This window comes from Mycobacterium sp. E2327, from assembly GCF_001672675.1.
In the GTDB taxonomy this organism is placed as follows: Bacteria; Actinomycetota; Actinomycetes; order Mycobacteriales; family Mycobacteriaceae; genus Mycobacterium.
Genome location: NZ_LZKE01000075.1, coordinates 1 through 3,216, shown reverse-complemented (window position 1 = coordinate 3,216; position 3,216 = coordinate 1). Strand labels below are relative to the sequence as shown.

Genomic DNA, 3,216 nt, shown 5'->3' with positions numbered 1-3,216 from the left:
GGGTGACAGACCCCGACAGCGCGCGGGCGAACACCGCCTCGGCGATGCCGGTGACCGGCACCCCGAGGTCCAGCGCCGACTTCACCGTCCAGCGCCCGGTGCCCTTCTGCTCGGCCTCGTCGAGGATGACGTCGACGAGCGGCTTGCCGGTCTTGGCGTCCTTCTGGCGCAGGACCTTCGCGGTGATCTCGACGAGGAAGCTGTCCAGGTCGCCCTTGTTCCACTCGTCGAAGACGTCGGCGATCTCGTCGGCGGTCTTGCCGAGCCCGTCGCGCAGCAGCTGGTAGGCCTCGCCGATCAGCTGCATGTCGGAGTACTCGATGCCGTTGTGCACCATCTTGACGAAGTGGCCGGCGCCGTCGGGGCCGATGTGGGTGCAGCACGGGACGCCGTCGACGTGCGCGGAGATCTCCTCGAGCAGCGGGCCCAGCGACGTGTAGGACTCGGCCGGGCCGCCCGGCATGATCGACGGGCCGTTGAGCGCCCCCTCCTCGCCGCCGGAGATGCCGGCGCCGACGAAGTGCAGGCCGCGTTCGCGCATCGCCTTCTCCCGGCGGATGGTGTCGGTGTACAGGGCGTTGCCGCCGTCGATGATGATGTCGCCTTCCTCCATGGCGTCGGCGAGCTCGTTGATGACGGCGTCGGTCGGGTCGCCGGCCTTGACCATGATCAGCACTCGCCGGGGCTTCTCCAGCGCGTCGAGGAATTCTTCGATGGTCTCCGAGCGCACGAACTTGCCCTCGTCGCCGTGCTCTTTCAGCAGTGCGTCGGTCTTGGCGACTGACCGGTTGTGCAGCGCCACCGTGTAACCGTGGTGGGCGAAATTGCGGGCGATGTTCGAACCCATCACGGCGAGGCCGGTGACGCCGATCTGCGCGGTACCGGTCTGAGAATTCTTGGAATTCGGGGCACTCATGGCTTGGCCTCTCAGGTCGCAGAACTTTTCCGACAAGCTGTCGGATCACACTGTGGCACAGCCGACTCCGAGAGGCATCCCAGGGTGCTGGCCCACTTCGACGCTAGACGTTGAACAGTCGGCGCAGCTCGATGAGCCACGGCACCACCAGCGCCACGGTGGGCACCACCAATACCGCGGCCGCGGCCAGGTACGCGGTCGCCGCCAGCACCAGGCTGTTGCCGCGGCCCGACAGCCGCCGCACCCGCACCACCGTGCTGGTACCGCCCATCGCCAGCGCGCCCGACGGCGCCCGACCCGATGCACAGGCGACCAACGCCCGGGCCAGGGGAGTGCGCCCGGTGGCGCGCACCGCGGCGTCGTCGGCCAGAAGCTCGACGAGCAGTTGCACCGCGCGTAACGCGTTGGCGCTCCGGACGAACCGCGGGAAGGCGGCGTGCGCCGCGGTGAAAGCCTCCAGCACCAAATCGTGGCGGGCGCGCAGGTGGGCGCGCTCGTGGGTGAGGATGGCCGAGACCTCCGCGTCGCCGAGCGTCTTCAGCGTTCCCTCGCTGACCACCACGCGGCTGCGCACGCCCGGCAGGCAGTAGGCGAGCGGTTGCGCGACGTCCAGCACGCGCAGATCGCGGGTGTTGGCGCAGGGCTGGACGAGGTCCGCGCCGTGGCCGACCCCGACCAGGTCGACGACCATGCGATGGTGGGCCCGCCGCCGCCGATTGGCGATGGCCACCCGCGCGACCGCGACCATCAACCGGACGCCGACCGACACGGTCAGCGCGAAGACGGCGATGTATGCCGCCCACAGCGGCCAGCCCAGCCGGTCGGGGGCGCCCATGACGCTGGCGGTCGGCCGCCCGTCGGGGCCGGGCACCAGCACCCGGCTGGCGATCGCGATGCCGGCGCTGAACGCCGAGAGCACGGCGGCGAGGGCGACGGCCTGCCACAACACCATCGCGGCACGCGGGGCGCGCAGGGGCCACGTCGCGCGTGCCAATAAAGCGGGTGCCGGACCAACCAACAGCACCGCGAGGATGGAGAAGGCCAGCGCGGACACGCTGCCAGTCTCCCTCAGTCCTGCGCTGGCGCGCCAGCCGACGGCGCTTGGTTGCGCGGATTGGCTTCCAGTTCGGCCAGCGCGCGCCGCAGCGCCTCCGCCTCGTCGGCGCCGACGCGCTCGACGAAATGCACCAGGGCGGCCTGCCGGCCCCCGGAGTCCTCGGCCTGGGCCAGCGCGTCCACCATCAGCCCGGCGACGAGCTCGTCGCGGCCGTGCACCGGCGCGTAGCGGTGGGCGCGGTCGTCGCGGATCTGGGAGACCAGGTTCTTCTTGGCCAGCCGCTGCAGCACGGTCATGATCGTGGTGTAGGCGAGGTCGCGCCGCGCCGACAGCGCCTCGTGGACTTGACGGACGGTCTGGGGCTCCGGCGTGGACCACAGGTGGTCCATCACCGCGCGTTCCAGATCCCCTAGCCGGGTCAACTTGGCCATAGTGCGTTCATCTCCTGAGCGTCAAAACCAGCGTACTCGCTTACTACCGGCCGTCGTATCTATCCGGGCACGACGCCCCCCGTACACAGCAAAACCATACCTTGCGAAATTAGGGCAGCCTTGCCTATGCTGAGGGCGGTCGAGCGACATGACCGCGGCGAGTCCTGAGGGCTGCAGCGACCCCCGGTCTACTCGATCGGCGAGCCCCGTGCCCAGCGCGGGGCTCGCCCGTTTCTACGGATGTTTCCTCGCCGATCGCCCCGATGACCCATGGTGTAGACAAATGAGCGTGCCACCGCCACCCGATGCGCCGTTGCCCCCGGACTTCACCGCGCCGTTTGACGGCGAATTGGGGCTGCACTACACCGAACTCACCCCGGACCGCGTCCGGGCGCAACTGGAGGTCACACCGAAGCTGTTGCAACCCATGGGCCTCGTGCACGGCGGCGTCTACTGCTCGGTGATCGAGAGCATGGCCAGCGTGGCCGCCTACACCTGGCTGAACGCCAAGGGCGACGGCGGCAACGTGGTCGGCGTCAACAACAACACCGATTTTCTGCGCTCGATCAGCTCCGGGACGGTGTACGGCACCGGCGAGCCGATCCACCGCGGCCGGCGCCAGCAACTGTGGCTGGTCACCATCACCGACGACGACGATCGGGTAGTGGCCAGGGGTCAGGTGCGGCTGCAGAACCTCGAAGCTTAGCGGGCAGCGGACGCCCGCCCAGGGCGTTAAGACATCCCAGGTTCGTAAGTTGTCAAGCGGCGGCGGGGGCTCGGTGGGCCCAGGCTTTGTCTTCGTCGTAGAGGGT

4 protein-coding genes are annotated in these 3,216 nt (G+C 69.4%); 1 reads left to right on the top strand and 3 read right to left on the bottom strand.

Annotated elements, in window-relative coordinates; translation table 11 throughout:
• The 3 genes from gndA to A5712_RS08995 all read right to left on the bottom strand — a co-directional run.
• The coding region (gene gndA, locus A5712_RS09005; RefSeq protein WP_156766488.1) for an NADP-dependent phosphogluconate dehydrogenase at positions 1–916 on the bottom strand (916 nt) is incomplete at its 3' end.
• 103 nt (positions 917–1,019) lie between these two features.
• Positions 1,020–1,970: a M56 family metallopeptidase gene (locus tag A5712_RS09000; RefSeq protein ID WP_068103688.1), complete on the bottom strand. Its 951-nt coding sequence runs from the start codon at positions 1,968–1,970 to the stop codon at positions 1,020–1,022.
• A 14-nt stretch (positions 1,971–1,984) separates the two neighbouring features.
• Positions 1,985–2,404 (bottom strand): BlaI/MecI/CopY family transcriptional regulator, encoded by a 420-nt coding sequence (locus A5712_RS08995; protein WP_068103686.1) that lies wholly within the window; start codon positions 2,402–2,404, stop codon positions 1,985–1,987.
• Between the two features lie 289 nt (positions 2,405–2,693).
• Here A5712_RS08995 and A5712_RS08990 point away from each other — a divergent pair, with 289 nt between their 5' ends.
• A complete protein-coding gene (locus tag A5712_RS08990; protein ID WP_068103690.1) occupies positions 2,694–3,110 on the top strand; it encodes a PaaI family thioesterase in 417 nt (138 codons plus the stop codon).
• Positions 3,111–3,216 lie beyond the last annotated feature (106 nt).